Raw genomic sequence first — 16,421 nt, forward strand, 5'->3', positions numbered from 1 at the left:
CGAACGTCTTCCCGTCTGTTCCGGCAAGGAGTGGATGAGGCATGAGCAAGATCATGATGGCACTGCTGGCAATTCTTTTTCTTTCGGCATGCGGTACGGAATCGGCAGGCCCGCCGGAGCAGGACCTTCCGGAACTGACCGTCGGGCTTGAGGGAGAAGATCACACGGCAGCACATGGCAGCTACTGCTGGACAGAGGGAGGAACGTCCACATGTGCGGACGCCTCCGGCAATCCGTTTGACTATGAACCATTCTCCGGCATCATTTCCGCTCGGGCAGGGGCTGAAGCGGAACTCGTATTTTCGACTACGCCTCAATCGGCAAGGATTAGCATTCAGCCGGATGGTCATACGGATGCCGAAAAAACCCCGGGGCTTTTCAGGGTTCCGGATAAGCCGGGGCGATACGGCTATACAATATTTGCACAGTGGCCCGAGGGAGACGTCAGCTACTTTTTCATCATTGAGGCTGAGTGAGCGCCCGGGTTAAGAGCGGGGATCGGTGGGTATAGTAAGGGCAGACCGATCAAGATCCAAGGAGGGACTCCCGTGACTGAACACAACAGCAGAACCCCAGAGCAGATGGCCAAGTCCTCTGCGGAAGCGATGAACAAAAGCCAAGAACAGCAGGAATTCATCTCCAGGAAGTCCGGTGGCACCGTGACGGGCCAGCCCGGCAGCGCTTACTCCGACAAGGGACGGAAGACGGACCAGGTGGCCGCTACGGAATATACGGACGGTGACGGCGGATTTGATGAACGGGATAAACTTGAAACCGGTGAATAAAGAAAGGGCCGCGGCATTGCGCGGCCCTTCTTTTTTTGATTAGAATGAATGGATGCGAACAATGGAAGGAATGGATGCAATGGACTTTTTCGAGCGCAAGCGTACGGAGACGGGTGTATCGCTGAATGACGTGCAGAAGCAGGTTGTCCTGAAGACGGACGGTCCGCTGCTCGTGCTGGCATGCCCGGGCTCGGGAAAGACGACGACGATGATCATGCGGATCGGCTACATGATTGCGGAAAAGGGAATCCCCCCGACACGAATCAAACCGATCACGTTCAGCAAGGCCGCCGCAGCCGATATGCGCGACCGATTTACAAAACTCTTCCCCGGGCTGCAGCCGCCGGCATTTTCCACGATCCACAGTCTGGCATTGGATATCGTCCGCCGCCACCTCGACCATATGGGAATTGAATGGGCGCTGATCGAAGGAAAGACGGAACAGGTTCCGCCAAAGCCGGTCCTTCTGAAAAGGAGTTTCCGCGAGGTCACCGGGGAAGATCCCACGGAAGATGAACTGAAATCGATCGGGACATTCGCCAGTTTCGTGAAAAACAGGCTCATTCCCCAGGAAGAATGGACCGGACTTAAGGGGCCGGTCGAGAGGGCGGGAGAGATTCTCCTGAAGTATGAGGCGCTCAAGCGGAGCCGCCGAAGGCTAACGCTGCTTGATTTTGACGATATGCTGACGATTGCCGAAGAAGCGCTTCGCACAGACCCCGACCTATGCATGCGGATGCAGGACCGTTTCGATTATATGATCACCGATGAAAGCCAGGATACATCGCTTGCCCAGCATCGGATCGTGGAGCACCTGGTCCGCCGTCATGTAAATCTCTGCGCCGTCGCTGATGACGATCAGTCAATCTATACATGGCGCGGAGCGGATCCGCAATACCTCATGGATTTCAGGAACCACTATCCGCACGCAGAGATTCTCATGATGGAGACCAATTACCGGTCATCCGAGGAAATCGTGCAGACGGCCGCCGGTTTCATCAAGAGGAACAAAGAGCGGTACGAGAAAGGGATGGTGCCGGTAAACGGCAGTGCCGGCCCTGTGAATCTGAAGAGGTTCCATGACCGCGACGAGCAGGTGCGCTATGTCATCTACGAACTGCTGGCGATGGAAAATCCGGGAGAGGCAGCAGTTCTCTTCCGCAATAACTCCTCTTCGACGGCATTTGTCTCCGAATTGCACCGCCGGGGAATCCCTTTTTATATGAAAGATGCCGACGACCGGTTTTTCGATCATTGGGTCGTCGAAGATCTCCTTAACTTCATGAGGCTGGCTTATCTGCCGGAAAGAAAAGATCTGTTCGCCAGGGTAGCGCTCAAAATGGATCTGTTCATCAGCCGCGCCGCAGTCGAGACATTCGTCAGGAGTGGTCCTGAAGGGAATGTCTTCGACGCTTTTGCACGCTCGCACGCTAATCTGAACGATGACCAGCGCCGAAAACTGACCGCCTACCGGTCGATCTACGACGGACTTAAAGACCGGCGACCAGCAGATATCATCCGGACGGTACGGGAGAATCTGGGGTACGGGGCTTCGCTGAAAAGCCGCTCGGAAAAATTCGGCTACCGTATCGATACACTGACCGGCATGCTGGATACGCTCACTGTCATCGCGGCGCCGCTCCGGTCGATGACTGCATTTGCGGAAAAGCTCGCAGAACTGAAAGAGGCCGTGTCGCAAGCCAAACGGACGCCCCAGGAAGGCGCGGTTACGCTTTCGACTTTCCACAGCGCGAAAGGGCTTGAGTTCAAACAGGTTTTCATGGTCGACCTGAACGAAGGCACCATCCCGGCTTCTGAGGATCTGAAGGATCCGGACATGATGGAAGAATCGAGGAGACTGTTTTACGTCGGGATGACAAGGGCCAAAGAACGGCTTGAACTGCTCAATTATTCCACGGACAACGGCAAAGACCTGACGGAGTCCCGTTTCATAAGTGAAGTCAGGGGACTTCTGGCGATCGGACGGCCGGTGGGCGAAATACCGGAGATTCCCAGGAAATCTGTCCGTAAGCGGACAGCGGTGATTCATGGCCCCGATACGATTTCTGACAGTGGGTCGCTTGTCCCGGGAATGCAGGTAAGGCATAAAGTGTTTGGCAACGGCGAGGTGGAGCAAATCCGGGAGGACCGGGTCCTCATCAGATTCGCAAAGCAGGAAAAAGAGCTGGACCTTGGCATGTGCATCAGCAGAGGACTGCTTGAGGAAAGGGGCTGAGCCGCATGAAGGAATGGATGGCAGTCGGGCTGGCCGGCATGGCGGGTGCCGTCTCAAGAACGGCGATCTCACATGTAATCCCGCATACCGGAGGCATTCCCTATCCGACACTTCTCGTGAATCTGTCGGGCGCTTTCCTTTTGTGCGCACTCATTGCGGCCGCACCGTTCCGTTCGCCTTGGAAGGCTGCGGTCCAGACCGGCTTTCTCGGCTCATTCACGACATTCTCTGCACTCAGCGCGGAACTGTCGGGAATGATGGCTGACGAACAGTGGGGGACTGCTTTCATTTATGGCCTGTTGTCGGTGGGCGGAGGTCTGCTGTCGGGTCTTGCAGGGCAAAGGTTCGGGAAGGGCAGAGTGAAGCCATGACCATCTTCTATTGGCTGTCTGTCGCTGCCGGCGGGATGATCGGAGCGGTCATCCGGTACTTGGTGAGTGGGAAGCTCAACCGTGAGGGAGGATTTCCGGCCGGGACGTTCGCCGTCAATATGGCCGGTGCTTTTCTTGCGGGTGTGTTTTCCGGGCTGGTTGCCGGCAGTCCTGCACAAGCTTTTGTCATCTCCGGCTTAATGGGGGCCCTCACCACCTTTTCAACATGGATCTCCGAAATCCTGTTGATGTGGCAGCAGGGGAGACGGGCGGCTTCCGTCCTGTATGCCGTTTCGACCATCATCTGCGGCATTGTTTTTTATATGGTCCCCTATATATATGTAGGTTCCTGAATTGTAAAATTCCATCCAGTTTATCTATTTTCTCCAGGGGAAGAGTGAAACAGAGCATCCCAGATAAGGAGGATCATAATGGATAAACGACAACAAGGAAAGCGGACCAGCAAGGATCTCCAACTTGACCATTTCAGGACTGACGACCGGAACAAGAAACTCACGACGAACCAGGGCTTGAAAATGGCGGAGGATGAGCATTCCCTAACTGCGGGTGACCGCGGGCCCACACTCATGGAGGATTTCCACTTCCGGGAGAAGATGACCCACTTCGACCATGAGCGGATTCCTGAGCGAGTCGTGCATGCCAGGGGCTTCGGCATGCATGGCGAGTTCGAGGCATACGAGTCGATGGAAGACTATACGAAGGCGGCATTCCTCTCCGAGAAGGGGAAGAAAACTCCGGTTTTTGCGCGGATTTCAACGGTGGTGGGCCAGCGGGGTTCAACCGATATCCCACGTGATGTCCGGGGCTTTGCCGTGAAATTCTATACCGATGAAGGAAACTATGACCTGGTAGGCAATAACATGCCGATCTTCTTTATCCAGGACGGCATTAAATTCCCTGATCTGGTTCACGCAATCAAGCCGGAACCGCATAATGAGATTCCGCAGGCAACCGGGGCCCATGATACGTTCTGGGACTTTGTCGCAAACAACCAGGAAACGGCGAACCAGGTCATGTGGCTGATGAGCCCGCGTGCGCTCCCGAGAAGTTACAGCATGATGGAAGGGTTCAGCATCAACACCTTCCGCTTCGTCAATGCGAAGGGCGAGGCACGCTTTGTCCGGTTCCACTGGAAACCGGTGCTCGGGGTCCACTCCTTTGAATGGGATGAAGCACAGAAAGTGACCGGGAACGACCCTGACTTTAACCGCCGCGAGTTATGGACGAACATCGAAATGGGCAATTACCCGGAATGGGAGCTCGGCGTCCAGATGATCGAAGAAAAAGACGAATTCAACTTTGACTTCGATATACTCGATGCGACAAAGTTCTGGCCGGAAGAGGAGATTCCGGTCAAGATCATCGGCAAGATGACGCTCAACCGCAATGTCGATAACTTCTTTGCGGAGACGGAACAGGCGGCGTTCCACCCGGGCCATGTCGTACCGGGCATCGATTTCTCGAATGACCCGCTTCTGCAGGCGCGCCTATTCTCCTACACGGATACACAGCTGATCCGATTGGGAGGGCCGAATTTCCACGAGCTTCCGATCAACCGTCCTGTCTGTCCGTTCCACAACAATCAGAGGGACGGCTATGGCCGCCAGACGATCAATGTCGGAAATGTTTCCTACCATAAAAACTCACTTGCGGATAACACTCCTTCGCCTGCTTCGGAAGAAGAGGGCGGCTACGTCCACTATCAGGAGAAAGTGGAGGGCAGAAAGGTCCGTGCACGGAGCGACTCGTTCAAGGACCACTTCTCGCAGGCGCGGATGTTCTGGAACAGCCTGGCCGACTTTGAGAAGATGCACATCATCGAGGCATTCAGCTTCGAGATCGGAAAAGTGAAAAATCAAAACGTCCGCCAGCAGGTGATCGATATGTTCGCCAATGTAGACCGGGATATGGCCATGGCCGTTGCAAAGAATATCAACGCCAATCCGCCTAAGGGGAACCATGTACAGTATGATAAAAAGTCCCCTGCAGTCAGCATGGCGGACACTGTCAGAAAACCGCAGACCCGCCGTGCGGGCATCATAGTGGGTGAAGGCTTTGACGGCAACGGCCTCGGTGACGTGCTGGACAAGCTGAAGGAAGCGGGCATCACCGCTGACTTTATCAGTGAACGCCAAGGCACCATCAAAGGGCAGGACGGCTACAAGGCCGAGGCGAATCAGACATTCACAACGACAAATGCCGTGCTTTATGATGGCCTCATCATCGCAGGCGGTACAGGCGAAAACGCGATGAAGTTCAAGATGAATGCTTCAGAGTTTATCAATGACACATTCAAGCACTACAAGACCGTCGGGGTCACCGAAGGAGGCAAGGAGCTGTTCGCCCAGTCGATGGCCCAGGAAGGGCCGGGTGTCATCATGGCAGGAGCCCGTGGAGATTTCGGTAAAGCTCTGGTAGAATCCTTCGCCCGATATAAACATTACGAACGGAAGTTTTAAATCCGGACATATGCAGTGCAGCGCGGCACCGAGCAGGGTGCCGCGTTTCCCGTTGTCGGCGACTGAGCCAGCCGATACAATATAGTCCGGAGGGAGAGTTGCACGATGGTAAGGAGAAAAACGAAGAGCATGTGGTATAGTCCGGCGGGGGCAGTTGCTGCCCTTCTGCTGATTGCGATCATATATTTTATAGCGGAAGATTTTTCCGGTGAAGGCGGACAGGATAGCTCGATGGAGACTGGCCAACAGATTCCGGCAGATGCTCCTGCAGAGGGGCTGATTCCGGTAGAACTTGTCAGGACGATTGATGGAGACACGATCAAAATCCGGTACCGCGGAAAGGAACAGAATGTCAGGTATTTGCTCATTGATACGCCCGAGACGAATCATCCCCGTCTCGGGAAACAGCCGTTCGGTGATCAGGCGAAGGAACGGAACCGGGAGCTTCTCGCGGACGGCGCGGTCGCCATCGAGTTTGATATCGGACAGCGCACCGACAAGTACGGCCGCCTGCTTGCATACGTCTATATAAACGGGGAAAGCGTGCAGGAAAAGCTGTTGGAGGAAGGGCTCGCAAGGGTCGGATATGTCTATCCGCCGAGCACCCGGCATCTCGAACGTTTTGAACAGGCGGAAAAGAGGGCAAAGGATAAGGGAATCGGAATCTGGTCGATCGAGGACTATGCGACCGATCGGGGGTTTGATGCGGAGAAAGCGGAACAGACCGAAAAAGGCGGGCAAAAGACGGAACATGCAGGTCCGTTCGCCAATTGCAAAGAACTGCGTGCGGTTCATCCGAAAGGCGTGAAGAAGGGTCATCCGGCTTATTCAGAACAGCTCGATGGAGACCGTGACGGCATGGCATGTGAAGCTTCATAGGAGGGACGGATATGGAACTGGAGGATATATGGAAAGGAACAGTCGAGTCAACTGCTGACAAAAATAGGTTCAAGTATCATCAGATCGTGACCGGGCCTGATTTCGCGGAAAAAGCTGACATCGCACTGATCGGCTTCTGTTGTGATGAAGGGGTCCGCAGGAATAACGGACGGGCCGGAGCGGCCAAGGCGCCGGATGCGATTCGTGCGGCGTTGGCCAAGATGCCCTGGCACGGAAAAGAGGCTGCACTGTGTGATTACGGTAATGTATCATGCCAGGATAATCGGCTGGAAGAGGCGCAGGACGAGCTGGCCGAAAAGGTGTCGGAGGCCTATGGCCAAGGATCTCACACCGTTATTCTTGGCGGGGGACACGAAACCCTTTACGGCCATTACTTAGGATTGAGACTTCATCTGGGGTCTGAGGCAAGCATCGGCATCCTGAACATTGATGCGCATTTTGATCTGCGCCCTTTTGACGTGGAGTCCTCATCCGGCACGATGTTCCGGCAGATTCTGGAGGAAGACCAGAATGCCGGTTATTTCGTCATCGGCATCCAGCGCTTTGGTAATTCGCGTTCCCTGTTTGAAGCGGCCGGCGAGTTTGATGTGGACTATCTGCCGGAGGAAACGGTCCGGCAGTCGGATCCCGCCCAGCTGTCCAGAAGAATCCAGTCCTTTCTCGGCCAGTATGATGCGGTCATCGTGACACTTTGCATGGATGTGCTGGACATGGCAGCGGCACCTGGTGTCAGTGCACCTTCACCGTTTGGCCTGGAACCCGCATCCGTCAGGGCAATCATCCGCGCCTCCTGCTCTCACCCGGCTGTCCGGTCTTTCGATATCTCTGAAGTTAACCCTGATGTGGATGAGGGGGGCAGGACAGTACGCCTCGCGGCGGCATTGACGAATGAAGCGATCCTTTCGTTCCTTGGCAGGGCACCCGAAATGTAAAATGACCGGACCGGAAAACATTGACGTTTTCCGGTCCGGTTTCTTTATTCAGGATGTCCGGCCGCTTCCCGGGCCGAACCGTTCGTTATAATCGGTCACATCCCGTAGAGCCCGTTCTTCCGCAGGGATCCGGACGGACAGCATCCAGGCGTTCAGGGCCATGAAAATCACGGCTGTAAGATAGGCCTGGAAGATGAGCGGCAAGACGAGAAGTTCGGTGGTGACGATGACATAGTTCGGGTGGCGGAGCCACTTGTATGGTCCGCGCTTCACCACATTGGCACCCGGCAGGATGATGATCTTCGTGTTCCAGAATTCTCCGAGAGATGCGAGGCACCAGACCCGCATTACTTGCATGGCGAGGAATACGGCAAGAAGCACCGGCCAGAGGGTGGACAAGGGACGGTCTGTCAGGAGAACTTCCGCAAGCAGGAAGATGAAGAACCCTGAATGCATGGCGACCATATACGGATAATGGGAGGCGCCTGCCTCGAATGCCCCGCGGCTTTTCAATTTCTGTTCATTGCGCTTCGCAACTCGGAGTTCGACAAGGCGCTGAATGATGACCAGCCCGATCAGAATCCAAAAAAGCATCATGCGGCCTCCTTACTGCCATTCCAGAAGAAGCAGTTCTCCCGAAAATCCCGGTCCGAGGGCTGCCATAAGCCCTTTTTCGCCGGCTGCCTGCTGCTTCTTCATAAACTGCTCCAGCACGAACAGCACCGTCGGGGAAGACATGTTGCCATATTTCCGGAGCACCTGCCTGGAGACTTCGGTCATGCCGGGCTCAAATCCGAGTGCTTCCTCATAAGCCAGCAGCACCTTTTTACCCCCGGGATGTGCCACGAAATGCCGGATATCAGACTGTGAGACCCCCTGATTCCCGAGGAATTCATGGACAAACGGACCGAGCCATTCGGTGATGACGGATGGAATGCTTTTTGAAAAGATCACGTGGAGGCCCGTGTCATCCACGTCCCAGCCCATGACGTCTTCGGAATCCGGCATCAGTTTTGACAGCGTGGAGCGGATGGACGGGACAGTCCCTTGTGAGCGGTGGGCCACTTTGTCTCCGGCCACAACCGCACAGGCCACTCCGTCTGCGAAGAGGGAGGCACCGACCAGATTGCTTTTCGTATAATCTTCCGCCTGGAAGGTGAGGCTGCATAATTCCACGCATAGCACCAGCACGCGGTGATCCGGGTGGGCGAGGCAGTAGTCGAATGCCCGGCTCATCCCGGAGGCTCCTCCCGCACAGCCGAGCCCCCAGACAGGAATCCGCTTGACGTCATCCCGGAAAGGAAGATGGTTCATGATGCGTGCTTCGATGCTTGGTGTCGAGATGCCGCTGCTCGATATGTAGAAGATCGCATCGATCTCTTCATAACTGATAGGCTCCCCGAGCAGTTCGCGATTTTGCAGGCAGCCTGTAATCGCCTCGGAACCCAGGTGTATGGCGTGTTCGATGTACAGATTGTTGCGCTCCCCGAACGGGTGGGATTTCCCATACCAGTCAAGCGGCATGGCAATATAGCGGGTGTCGATGTCGCCGTTGTCAAAAACCCGCAGGAGCCGTTCCGTATCCCTGAACTTTCCGCTGAACAGCTGTTTGGTCAGGCCGGCTGCATCACTCTGGCCGATTTCATGGTCGGGAGTGAGTGTATAGATCGATTCAATGACAGGCATTCCGTTTCCTCCTCGATTCATCTTCCATCTCTATACCCTTGTCCTCCCAAGATATGCGGCAGGGATGCGGTCTATCAGTCCATCAAAGTGGGTTCAGTGAATTCCTTTTTCTTCTCGAAAGCGACAAGAAACGGGGGATGGCCTTTCTGATTGATCAGCTCATACCGGGCCACGTCGACTTCTGCTTCCCGCAGCCGGCGGGCGTAGGAAAGAAGCGCGTCGCGCTCCCGGTCGCCGCCTTCGTGGCCGTCGTACACACAAACCGTGATCAGGCCGCCTTTTTTCAGCAGTCCGAGAAGGACGTGGACCGCCCTGACCGTCGTTTCCGGACGGGTGATCACCGTGCGGTCTCCTGCATTCGGAAGAAACCCGAGATTGAACATCGCGCCGCCGACCGGGCCTTCGACATAGTCCGACACCCGGTCATGGCTGTCCAGGATCAGTTCTGCGCGGTCCGCCAGATTCCCGAGGCGGACCCGTGTCGAATCGAGTGCATCCTGCTGGATATCAAATGCAAGAACACGTCCCTCAGGACCGGCCAGTTCTGCCAGAAACAAAGTGTCATGGCCGTTTCCCGCAGTTGCATCCACGGCTGTCTCTCCGGGCCGGATAGTCCGTTCCATCAGTTTCCTCGCATGCGCGAGTGTGCGTCCGAGTTCCATAAAATCATCTCTCCTCCAATGTCTGGTTCCTCTATCGTATCACCGCAGAAGGCAGGGCTCCATTGCGCAATAGATTGACAATGTTCGGACATAGGGCGTCCGTATTGAAATACCGCTTTGTCGGGAATACAATCATTGAGATGAAATTGAAATAACAGGAGGTGGGGACATGCCAAGAAGCGTCTGGCTGCTCGTCATCGGAATGTTCGTCAACACTGTCGGCAACTCGTTTATCTGGCCGCTCAACACCATCTATCTGCACGACCATCTCGGGAAGTCGCTGTCCGTCGCGGGGCTTGTCCTCATGGCCAACTCCGCAACGGGCATCGTCGGAAATATGCTCGGCGGCTTTCTTTTTGACCGTATCGGCGGGTATCGTTCCGTGCTGTCCGGTATTCTGATCTCGCTTGTTGCACTGGTAGGCCTCGTCTTTTATCACGACTGGCCGCATTATGTCTGGCTTCTCGCATTGCTTGGTTTCGGGGGAGGCATTGTCTTCCCGAGTATGTATGCCATGGTCGGCACCGCCTGGCCAGAGGGCGGGCGGAAAGCATTTAATTCGATCTACCTTGCAAACAACGCAGGCGTCGCGATCGGTCCGGCACTGGCGGGACTTGTCGCTTCCTATAATATCGAATACATCTTTGTCGCCAACACCGTGATGTATGTTCTTTTCCTTCTGATTGCGGCTATTGCCTACAGAGGCTTCAAGATTGATCCTGCGACACACACTTCGGTCATCAAGGAAAAGCGGACGATCCGCGAAAAGGCGCCGCTCTACTCCCTGACGATCATGCTGTCCGGGTTCTTCCTGACATGGCTGGTGTATTCGCAGTGGACGACCACGCTGTCGACCCATGCCATCGACATCGGCATTTCGCTCGGTGAGTACAGCCTGCTCTGGACAATCAATGGTGCACTCATCGTTCTCGGCCAGCCGCTGATCCGTCCGATCATCAAGCGTTTCGAGGACAGGCTGAAAGTCCAGATGCTGATCGGCATCATCATTTTCACCGCATCTTTTGTCGTCGTGGGCTTCGCAGAGTCATTTGCCATGTTCGTGACATCCATGGTCATCCTCACTTTTGGAGAGATGTTTGTCTGGCCGGTCATCCCGACGATCGCCAACTCACTGGCACCGCCGGGACGCGAAGGCTTTTACCAGGGAATTGTGAATAGTGTCTCGACGGGAGGCCGCATGGTCGGGCCGGTCGTCGGCGGCGTCCTGGTCGATCTGTACGGAACGCATGTCATGCTCATCATCCTGACCGCCATCCTCAGCTTCGCCATCCTGACGAGTCTTTTCTATGATATTCCCCTGAAAAGGGAAGCGGCCAGACAGTCGGTCACGCATCGGCCATAAATTATCTCAGCCCGTCAGCCTGCTGCTGCCGGGCTTTTTGATGTTCGCATGGTAGGGTTCCGACCGAAAAGTTCCGATTCCATTGCAACATTAGCAGTGTTCTGATTAAATGAAATTAGCAACGCTTTCATTTAAAGAGGACCGGAGGGGGATTTTATGAAACAGATCTATAACCGGGCGGCCGAGGCTGTCGCGGATATCAAGGACGGATCCACGCTCATGGTCGGCGGCTTCGGCCTGGTCGGGATTCCGGAACAGCTGATCCTTGCGCTTGCTGACAGCGGCGTCAAGGACCTGACTGTCATTTCCAACAACTGCGGAATCGATGATTGGGGTCTCGGCCTGCTGCTGAATAACCGGCAGATCAAGAAGATGATCGGCTCTTACGTGGGCGAAAACAAGGAGTTCGAGCGCCAGGTGCTCAGCGGCGAGCTCGAAGTTGAACTGACGCCACAAGGGACGCTTGCAGAAAAGATCCGTGCAGGCGGAGCAGGCATCCCTGCTTTCTTCACACCTGCGGGAGTCGGTACGCCGATCGCGGAAGGCAAAGAGACCAGGACCTTCAACGGAAAAGAATATGTTCTTGAAGAAGCGCTGACGGCGGATTTCGCACTTGTGCGGGCAGCCAAGGCGGATAAACTCGGAAACCTGATCTACAACAAGACCGCCCAAAACTTCAACCCGATGATGGCTGCGGCCGGCCAAGTGACGATCGCCGAAGCGGAAGAAATCGTGGATGCGGGTGAACTGGATCCGGCAACGGTCCATACGCCTAGCATCTATGTGCAGCGGCTGATCCAGGCAGAGCAGGAAAAACGCATCGAGCGGCTCACAACCCGCTGACGGAAAGGGGAGAACGAGATGGATAAAGCACTGATGAGGGAGCGCATTGCACGACGCGCCGAAAAGGAGATCCACGACGGGGACTACGTCAACCTCGGCATCGGCATGCCGACGCTCGTGGCGAACTATATATCCGACAATAAGACGGTCATTCTCCAGTCTGAGAACGGACTGCTCGGAATCGGTCCGTACCCGGAAAAAGACAAAGTAGACCCGGATCTTATCAACGCCGGGAAGGAAACCGTGACCGCGATTGATGGAGCGGCTTACTTCGACAGCGCGGAGTCGTTCGCAATGATCCGCGGAGGGCACGTCGACGTCGCCATCCTCGGCGGCATGGAAGTTTCGGAAAATGGGGACCTCGCAAACTGGATGATTCCCGGAAAGATGATCAAAGGGATGGGCGGCGCGATGGACCTGGTTCACGGCGCCAAGAAAATCATCGTGATCATGGAGCACGCCGCCAAGGACGGTTCCGCGAAGATCAAGAAAGAATGCTCGCTGCCGCTTACCGGCAAAGGAGTCGTCGATATGATCATCACCGAGAGGTGTGTGATCGAGGTGACAACGGAGGGACTCAAGCTGAAGGAAGTGTTTGAAGGCTTCACGGTCGACGACATCCTCGCCTCCACCGAAGCGGAGCTCGACATCAGCGAAGTAAACCAAAAAGCATAAAAGAAGCCGGAAAAGGAGACTTTTCCGGCTTTTGTCTTCGAAAGGGGTGGAAAACTCGTGCATGACATCAAGTTGCTGGAAGATATGAAGCAGACTGTCGGTCAGCTGCTGTTCGAGAAGGAACAAGAGACGGAGCTGATGCTGACCGCACTTGTGGCAGGGGGACATGTGTTGCTTGAAGATGTGCCGGGCACCGGGAAAACCTTGCTCGCCAAGACGATGGCCGCGGTCATTGATGCCGAATTCAGCCGGATCCAGTTCACGCCGGATGTCCTTCCGGGTGATGTCACCGGCATCCGGTTCTTTAATATGAAAACACAGGAGTTCGAATATCGGGATGGGCCAGTCATGACAAACATTCTGCTGGCCGATGAGATCAACCGGGCGACCCCCCGGACCCAGTCAAGCCTTCTTGAGGCCATGGAAGAGGGACAGGCGACCGTCGACGGGGAAACACACCGGCTTCCGGAACTGTTCTTCGTCATCGCGACACAGAACCCGATTGAGTCCGCACAGGGAACGTTCGATCTGCCGGAAGCTCAAATGGACCGGTTCCTCATGAGAATTCGGCCGGGCTATCCTTCGGAAGAAGGAGAGCGGGCGATGATCCGCACCTATATGCACGGCAGGCCGGCAGTGGCAGAGCGGAAAACGACAGTCGGGAATATACTGGAAATCCGGAAACAGGCCCTGCAGGTTGCAGTCAATGAAGCAGTGGAAAACTATCTGCTCGCAGTGGTCCGGTCAACGCGGGAGCACATGGATATCGAAACAGGAGCGAGCCCGAGAGGGACAATCGCTCTCATGAGGGCAGTGCAGGCACGGGCATTCCTCAGGGGCCGGAACTATGCCGTACCGGATGACGTACGCGCGCTTGCGGTCCCCGTGCTTGCCCACCGCATCGTGCTGTCTGTAGAGGCATCGATGAGAAAGACAGCCGATGAGACCATGGAAGAACTGCTGGACAGGATAGAGGTACCGGTGGAGGAGGTACCGCCGCAATGATGACCGGTGCATTTTTGAGTGCAATATTGGCACAAGCGGTTCCCGTTCCGGAATCCGGTGCCCGGCCTTCCGGGGGGAGAGACCGTTGAATCACGAGTTCCATCACGAGTTGATCACGAAAAAAGGGAGTCTCGCCTATGTTTCGATTTCATCGGTCATCGGGTTGCTAGCCATTCTGGGGAAAAACGTATCGCTCGGAGTCCTTGCCGTTCTGATGTTGGTTTTGTATGGGCTTAATGTGGTGTATGTGCAGAAGGCGGCAAGAAACATCCGGCTCAGGAACGGGCACGAATTCGTCCGGCTGTTTCCCGGTGAGGAAGGTGAACTGACATTTGATTTTATCAATGTGGGAAAGCTGGCCGTCTGGAACGTCCGCTGGGAAGTTTCCGTCCTTGATCATGACGGTGCCACGGAGATCCAGGCGGGAAAAATACCCGGAATCCTTTTCCCCTCTTTTTTCCTTCCCGGAAAAGGAAGTGTCAGGCATCACATCCGTTTTGCCGCAAAGAAGCGTGGCCTTGCAAGAGCCTCCGTGCTCACGCTTCATATCGGTGACCTGCTTGGGGTGTTCCGGATTCGCCTGACATACCAGGGCTATCTGCAGAAAGCAGTCATCGTTTATCCCGGAATATCCGGGTTCAAGCTGCCTTCCCGCCTTGCCGGGCAGTTTCCCGGTGTGACTCCCGCACCCATATCGCTTTTTGAGGAACGGACCAGGCCCCGGGGCACCAGGGAATATGCCGCCGGTGACCCGTTTTCATCGATTGCTTGGAAAGAGACGGCGAGGACAGGGGGGCTGCGGACAAAGGATTTTGACCGGGTGGTCCTCCAGAGATGGATTTTGGTCGCAGATCTCCGAGGCAGCCGGCCCGGGGCGGCGGATCATGTTCTGGCGGAAAAGGTCTTCAGCCAGATCGCCCATGCCGCCATGGCTGCCGAGAAAAGAGGAATCGAGTTTGAAGTCAGGCTGAACATGCGCACTGCGGCAAGGGACGGTCATCTCCATATCCCGCCGGACCATGGCCGTGCTCAGCTGTCAGGGGTGCTGAACCGGCTTGCCAGGCTTCCCGCTAATTCTCCGGTCAGCCCGCCGGCAGGAATGTACCGGTCGATTGCCGTAAATGCCATGCGGGGCCATGTCCTGTTTCATTTCGGGAAGCAGGGTGGAGAGTTCTCAGGACTGGCCGCGCTGCTCAAGAAAAGAGGCGTTACAGTCATACAGGTTTCTGCGGACATGGGGGAGGATGCTGGATGAAGGACCGGAAATCAGAGGCCGTCAAACTGGCAACTCTGCTGTTGGAAGTGAGTGTCATCTATGTGCTTGCAGCACCGCCATACGTGGTGAACGGAAGCTTGCCGCCGGTCCTGCCTCACTTGCTCGCCATCATGGCCGGATATGGGGCCGCCTGTCTGGTGTCCGGCAATGCCGGCATGACGGCGTCCGCAGGGCTTGCTCTTTTCGTAGCCTGGGCAACCGGACTTCCGCTTGTCCATTCCGCGGTTCTGGGCACATGGATCGGGTGGCGCATCAAGTCACTTTCGGAGCGGGAGTCCGGCGGTAAAGAGTGGCTGGCAGTCCTCATATCCATCGCATATACGTTAGGCGTATTTATGATGATCCTCCCGGGGAAAGCAGGGCATATCGTTTATACTCTGCTTGTCTTCCAGTTTGCATCCGCTGTGCTGCTGCGCAATGCAAGGGTCCTTTACCGTCAACCGTTCAGGAGGAAGGAACAGGACAGGGCTTTTCTTCAGCTTTCTGCAGGCCTGCTCGGCATGACAGCTTTGCTGATATTTATCAAGCCGCTTATCGCCTGGGCAAGCGGGCTGGCCGGGAAGTCGCTGGGGAATGTATTTTATAATTTCCTCACCGGGATTACCGGACCGGTCTGGGGACCGCTGGAGCGGTTTTTCCTTAGACTTTCTCAGGAGGACGAGTTGGAAGATAAATCGGGCGAGGGGGGAGCCGGAGAGGAAATGCCGATTATGGAGGCAGCGGAAGGGATCCAGTGGGGGCCGGCGGTATTGTTCGCTGTCCTGCTGCTGCTGGGGGCTGCCGTACTGATCAGTATTTTCAGGAGCCGCTACATGAAGGAACATAATCAGCCGGTTTTCGGGACAGCTGAAGGATTTTCTGATTTTCCAATGGACGCGATGCAGACATCAGGCAATAGCCGGACCGCAGAAATCCGGCGAAACCTGGTCCGGAGGGAGGTATTCCGGCTCGAGCGGCGGATGAGGCGGGCAGGGTTCGGCCGGAATCCTGAAGAGTCCTTCCCGGTATGGCTGGGTCGGTTAGGCCTGGATCCGGAAAACCGCATGCTGTTAGACCGTTTGTATGCCAGAGTCCGCTATGCGGAAGAAGAGATCGGAACTGAAGAAGCGGAATTGTTCCGCCGCATCGTCCGGTCCATCCGTCCTCCGGCGAGTGAGGAGAGCACAGGAAAGAATGGCAAATAAAAGCAATGCCCCGCGATGGCGGG

General features: G+C 55.6%; 17 protein-coding genes. 14 read left to right on the forward strand and 3 right to left on the reverse strand.

The window, feature by feature from the left end:
* The first annotated feature begins 41 nt into the window (after positions 1 to 41).
* The 8 genes from DZC51_RS14930 (at position 42) to hutG (ending at position 7,704) form a co-directional block, all read left to right on the forward strand.
* Entirely contained in the window at positions 42 to 476 is a 435-nt protein-coding gene (locus DZC51_RS14930; RefSeq protein ID WP_157297261.1) for a hypothetical protein, read from the forward strand.
* 72 nt (positions 477 to 548) lie between these two features.
* A complete protein-coding gene (locus DZC51_RS14935; protein ID WP_157297262.1) occupies positions 549 to 785 on the forward strand; it encodes a hypothetical protein in 237 nt (78 codons plus the stop codon).
* Positions 786 to 846: 61 nt separating this feature from the next.
* Entirely contained in the window at positions 847 to 3,021 is a 2,175-nt protein-coding gene (locus DZC51_RS14940; RefSeq protein ID WP_232524159.1) for an ATP-dependent helicase, read from the forward strand.
* Between the two features lie 5 nt (positions 3,022 to 3,026).
* Entirely contained in the window at positions 3,027 to 3,392 is a 366-nt protein-coding gene (locus tag DZC51_RS14945) for a fluoride efflux transporter FluC (protein ID WP_157297264.1), read from the forward strand.
* Positions 3,389 to 3,745, forward strand: coding sequence for a fluoride efflux transporter FluC (locus DZC51_RS14950; protein WP_157297266.1), 357 nt, complete (start codon positions 3,389 to 3,391; stop codon positions 3,743 to 3,745). Before DZC51_RS14945 ends, DZC51_RS14950 begins: the two co-directional genes overlap by 4 nt.
* 78 nt (positions 3,746 to 3,823) lie before the next feature.
* The gene (locus tag DZC51_RS14955; protein WP_157297268.1) at positions 3,824 to 5,872 is read left to right on the forward strand and encodes a catalase; all 2,049 of its coding nucleotides are present in this window, start codon (positions 3,824 to 3,826) and stop codon (positions 5,870 to 5,872) included.
* 105 nt (positions 5,873 to 5,977) lie between these two features.
* Entirely contained in the window at positions 5,978 to 6,751 is a 774-nt protein-coding gene (locus tag DZC51_RS14960; protein ID WP_232524160.1) for a thermonuclease family protein, read from the forward strand.
* Between the two features lie 11 nt (positions 6,752 to 6,762).
* Entirely contained in the window at positions 6,763 to 7,704 is a 942-nt protein-coding gene (hutG, locus tag DZC51_RS14965) for a formimidoylglutamase (RefSeq protein ID WP_157297271.1), read from the forward strand.
* 48 nt (positions 7,705 to 7,752) lie between these two features.
* Here hutG and DZC51_RS14970 read toward each other — a convergent pair whose 3' ends face one another.
* The 3 genes from DZC51_RS14970 to mnmM form a co-directional block, all read right to left on the reverse strand.
* The gene (locus DZC51_RS14970) at positions 7,753 to 8,298 is read right to left on the reverse strand and encodes an isoprenylcysteine carboxyl methyltransferase family protein (protein ID WP_157297273.1); all 546 of its coding nucleotides are present in this window, start codon (positions 8,296 to 8,298) and stop codon (positions 7,753 to 7,755) included.
* Positions 8,299 to 8,310: 12 nt separating this feature from the next.
* Entirely contained in the window at positions 8,311 to 9,390 is a 1,080-nt protein-coding gene (locus DZC51_RS14975; RefSeq protein WP_157297275.1) for a type III polyketide synthase, read from the reverse strand.
* A 74-nt stretch (positions 9,391 to 9,464) separates the two neighbouring features.
* Positions 9,465 to 10,052 (reverse strand): tRNA 5-(aminomethyl)-2-thiouridylate-methyltransferase MnmM, encoded by a 588-nt coding sequence (gene mnmM / locus DZC51_RS14980; RefSeq protein ID WP_157297277.1) that lies wholly within the window; start codon positions 10,050 to 10,052, stop codon positions 9,465 to 9,467.
* Positions 10,053 to 10,221: 169 nt separating this feature from the next.
* Between mnmM and DZC51_RS14985 the strand changes: the two genes are divergently transcribed.
* From DZC51_RS14985 to DZC51_RS15010, 6 genes are all read left to right on the forward strand, one after another.
* A complete protein-coding gene (locus tag DZC51_RS14985; protein WP_157297279.1) occupies positions 10,222 to 11,415 on the forward strand; it encodes an MDR family MFS transporter in 1,194 nt (397 codons plus the stop codon).
* A gap of 156 nt (positions 11,416 to 11,571) precedes the next feature.
* Entirely contained in the window at positions 11,572 to 12,258 is a 687-nt protein-coding gene (locus tag DZC51_RS14990; RefSeq protein WP_157297281.1) for a CoA transferase subunit A, read from the forward strand.
* An 18-nt stretch (positions 12,259 to 12,276) separates the two neighbouring features.
* Positions 12,277 to 12,933: a CoA transferase subunit B gene (locus DZC51_RS14995; protein WP_157297283.1), complete on the forward strand. Its 657-nt coding sequence runs from the start codon at positions 12,277 to 12,279 to the stop codon at positions 12,931 to 12,933.
* An 84-nt stretch (positions 12,934 to 13,017) separates the two neighbouring features.
* Positions 13,018 to 13,938 (forward strand): AAA family ATPase, encoded by a 921-nt coding sequence (locus DZC51_RS15000; protein WP_157297514.1) that lies wholly within the window; start codon positions 13,018 to 13,020, stop codon positions 13,936 to 13,938.
* 85 nt (positions 13,939 to 14,023) lie between these two features.
* Entirely contained in the window at positions 14,024 to 15,193 is a 1,170-nt protein-coding gene (locus DZC51_RS15005; RefSeq protein WP_157297285.1) for a DUF58 domain-containing protein, read from the forward strand.
* Entirely contained in the window at positions 15,190 to 16,398 is a 1,209-nt protein-coding gene (locus tag DZC51_RS15010) for a hypothetical protein (RefSeq protein ID WP_157297287.1), read from the forward strand. The genes DZC51_RS15005 and DZC51_RS15010 overlap by 4 nt, the downstream gene beginning before the upstream one ends.
* The last annotated feature ends 23 nt before the right edge of the window (positions 16,399 to 16,421 follow it).

Origin of the sequence: Bhargavaea sp. CC-171006 (genome assembly GCF_009761675.1) — a bacterium.
GTDB lineage: Bacteria > Bacillota > Bacilli > Bacillales_A > Planococcaceae > Bhargavaea > Bhargavaea changchunensis.